Source organism: uncultured Mailhella sp. (assembly GCF_944324575.1).
Taxonomy (GTDB): Bacteria; Desulfobacterota; Desulfovibrionia; order Desulfovibrionales; family Desulfovibrionaceae; genus Mailhella.
The window spans coordinates 1-4,021 of record NZ_CALUWV010000143.1; the positions used below are offsets into that span (position 1 = coordinate 1).

General features: G+C 61.4%; 2 protein-coding genes. Both read left to right on the forward strand.

Annotation, left to right across the window (positions count from 1 at the left end; translation table 11 throughout):
- The first annotated feature begins 1 nt into the window (after nt 1).
- Entirely contained in the window at nt 2-976 is a 975-nt protein-coding gene (locus Q0J81_RS10720) for a type I glyceraldehyde-3-phosphate dehydrogenase (RefSeq protein WP_294447814.1), read from the forward strand.
- Nucleotides 977-1,042: 66 nt separating this feature from the next.
- Nucleotides 1,043-4,021: PEP/pyruvate-binding domain-containing protein (locus Q0J81_RS10725; protein ID WP_294447817.1), on the forward strand; the 2,979-nt coding region annotated here is incomplete at its 3' end.

The following is a 4,021-nucleotide window of genomic DNA, read 5'->3' on the forward strand; positions in this document are numbered from 1 at the left end:
CATCGGCAGATATCTGCTTCGTGTCATGCACCTGTTCCCTCAGTGTGAAGTGGCCGTCATCAACGGTCACCGCGCGAGCAACGAGGAAATGGCGTACCTGCTCAAGTATGATTCCGTTCATGGCCGCTTCCCCGGCAAGGTGGAATCCACGGAAAACGGTCTGCGCCTCGACGGCCGTGAAATCGCCATCACCCGTTGCGACAAGGGTGAATGGAAGTGGGGCGACTACGGCGTCGATATCGTGGTGGACACCTCGGGCACCCTCAGAAAGCGCGATCTTCTGGCCCTGCACATGAACTGCGGCGCAAAGAAGGTCATCATTTCCGCGCCCTGCAACGACGCCGACGCCACCATAGTCATGGGCGTGAATCAGGACATCTACGATCCGGCCAGACACGACGTCATTTCCGCCGCTTCCTGCACCACCAACTGTCTTGCTCCCGCCGTCAAGGTGCTGCACAACGAATTCGGCATCCTGCACGGCCTCATGACCACCATTCATTCCTACACCATGAGTCAGCGTCTTCTGGACGGCACGCAGAAGGATCTGCGTCGCGGCCGTGCGGCGGGGCTCTCCATCATCCCCACCACCACGGGAGCCGCGGCGGCCGTGGGACTGGTCATTCCCGAACTCAAGGGGCTTCTCAACGGCGGCGCTCTGCGCGTTCCTACGCCCGACGTTTCTCTTGTGGACTTCACCTGCGAGCTCAAGACGGAAGTCACTGCGCAGGAAGTCAACGCCGCGCTCAAGTACGCCTCCGAAACCTGGCTGTATGAAGCGCTCGGTTACTGCGACGAACCTCTGGTTTCCATAGACTACGTGGGTGACACCCACGGCGGCACCATCGACGCCTCATTCACCACGGTCATGAACAAGACCATGCTCAAGATCGTGGTCTGGTATGACAACGAATCCGGCTTCACCCATCAGCTCGGCCGTCTGATCCGCCTTGTGGCTTCCCATCTGGAAGCGTAGCGGCAGCGGCGATTTTTCGAGAATATGAGGGGGCGTTTCCCCCGCAAACGTGATTATGAGGCCTTTATGAGCATGGATACCATGAACGAAACTGGTTCCCGTTTTATCATGACCGGCGCGGACATCGTCCGCATCGGCGAATCCGCGGAAATGCTGGTGGGCGGCAAGAACTACAACACCGCGCTCATCAGCCGCGTGGAAGGCATACGCACGCCTCAGTTCCGCGCCATTCCGGCTACGGCCTTCCACGTGGTTCTCGACGAGAGCCGCGTGAACGCCTCTCTGGTATACGACGTGGTGGACAAAGCCATGGCCGGCGTGGACTGGGCTTCCCCCGCCGTCGCTTCCGATCATGGTTTCTTCGGCAGTTTCGTGCGCCGTGCGGCCGCCGAAATCCGTGAACGCGGCGTCGGAAAGAGCGCCAGCACCTGCCTGCGCGATTTCATCAATCAGGTGGTGCACGGTTTTGCCGAATCTCAGGAGAACATCGACCAGCTCCGCCGTCGTTCCATGCTGGTGCAGGCCGCCATTCTTTCCATCAGTCTGCCTGCCGAGGTGGACGAGGCCGTACGCCGCGCCTACCGCGACATGTGCGACGAGGCAGGAGAAGGGGAATTTCCCGTGGCCGTGCGTTCCTCTGCTGCCGGTGAGGACTCCCGCAAGAAAGCCTTTGCCGGCCTTCAGGACACCTTCCTGAACATTACCGGCGAGGACGCCGTGGCCGAAGCCTATCTGTGGGACTGCGCTTCCGCGTACAACCTTCGTTCCATGACCTACCGCCGCGAGGCCATTCTCGATGCCCTGGCTCATGCCGAGCAGGAAGGCGATCCTTCCATCGCGGAAAATGCCCGCAGGGAATGGGCCATTGAGAACACGGCGCTTTCCGTGTGCATCATGCGTATGATCCGTCCCGTGGTGGCCGGCACCGCCTTTTCCGCCGACACCGCCACAGGCTGCCGCGGTACCACCCGCAATGATCTTGTGAGCATTGATTCGAGCTACGGCCTCGGCGAATCCATTGTGGGCGGCATGGTGACTCCCGACAAGTTTTATGTCTTCCAGCGTGATGACGGCACCGACGTGGTGCTTCGCTTCATGGGGCACAAGACCGTGCGCATGGTATACAACGAAGGCGACGACGGCACGCACATCGAGCCCGTGCCTGCGGATGAGGTGAACCAGTGGGCTCTCGGCGAAAATCAGCCCATAGAAGTTGCCCGCGGCGTGCGCGCCATCAGCAAGGCCTACGGCGGCATCATCATGGACACGGAATTCTGCATCGACGACAAGCAGCGCCTCTGGTTTGTGCAGGCCCGTCCTGAAACCCGCTGGAATGCCGAGCTCGACGAACATCCCTACACCATTTTCATGCGCCGCAAGGAAGTTTTGCCCGAAGCCGCAGCCAAAGGCGAGGTGCTTCTTTCCGGCAACGGCGCGTCCCGCGGCGCCGGTCAGGGCACGGTGCGCTTTTTGCGTTCCGCCCTTGAGCTGAACCGTATCCATCCCGGCGACATTCTTGCCGCCGAGCGTACCGATCCCGACATGGTTCCCGGCATGCGCGTGGCTTCCGCCATCATCGCCAACGTGGGAGGCGACACCAGCCATGCGGCCATCAGCTCCCGCGAGCTCGGCATCGCGGCAGTCATCGGCGTGCAGAATCCTCTTGCCATGCGCGCCATGGACGGCATGCCCGTTACCGTGGACGGCACGCGCGGCCTTGTATACCGCGGTCTGCTGCCCCTGTGCGAAGTGGGCGGCGAACTGGATATCACCAAGCTGCCCGCCACGCGCACTCACGTGGGCATCGTGCTGGCCGACGTGAACCAGGCGCTGTTCCTTTCCCGTCTGCGCAACGTGCCTGACTTTGAAGTGGGCCTGCTGCGTGCGGAATTCATGCTGGGCAACATCGGCGCGCATCCCGCGGCGCTTGAAGCCTACGACAACGGTACCCTGGAAGGCTTTGTGGAACGCCGCCTCGCGGAACTTGAGGATCAGGTGAGCCGTCGTGTTTCCGAACAGATCGCCGTGGGACAGGTCCTCGCGCCCTTTGCCGAGGTGCAGCTCAAGCCCTACGTGGTGCAGCTCATGGACATGGCGTCGCTCTACGCCAACACCTCCAGTGTGCCCCGCGCCGAAGCCCTCATGGCCGAGTACATGCAGCGCGCCGAGATGAATCAGGAAACGCTGCAGACTTCCGGCGACCTGCGCACGCACATCCGTGTGGTCATGGGTGCCGATGAACCCGGATCCACCGTCACCGAGGAAGAAGTGAAGGCCGCCATGTCCGCGGCTTCCAAGAAGCCTCTCGTGCAGGAAGTGCTCATGCGCATAGGTGCCATACGCCGCAGCGTGGCCGCCCGTACCCACCTCGGAAAGGAAATCGAGGAGGTGCGCAGCATTCCTGAAAAGATTGAGCAGCTCATCGTGAGCAACGGCCATGTGAGCGGCCGTGATCACTACATCCGCACGCTCGGCCGCAACCTGGCGCTCTTTGCCATGGCTTTCTACGGCAAGGACATCGTGTACCGCACCACGGACTTCAAGAGCAACGAATACCGCAACCTGCTCGGCGGCTGCCTGTTCGAGCACACGGAAGACAACCCCATGCTGGGCTATCGTGGCGTTTCCCGCGATATCCACGACTGGGAAATCGAAGCCTTCAAGCGCGCCCGTACGCTCTACGGCGGTACGAACCTCATGCTCATGCTGCCTTTTGTGCGCACGCTGGAACAGGCGCGCTCCATGCGTTCCTATCTGGCCGACGTGCACGGCCTGAAGAGCGGCGAGGACGGACTCAAGATCCTGCTCATGTCGGAGCTGCCTTCCAACGCCATTCTGGCGCGTCAGTTCATCAGCGAGTTCGACGGATTCTCCATCGGTTCCAACGACATGACGCAGATGGTCCTTGCCACCGACCGCGACAACGCGGAGCTTGCACACATCTACGATGAAGAAGACCCGGCGGTCGTCTGGGCCATTCTGACCACCATCTTCACCGGTCAGAAGTTCTGCAAGAAGGTGGGCTTCTGCGGTCAGGGCGTGGCC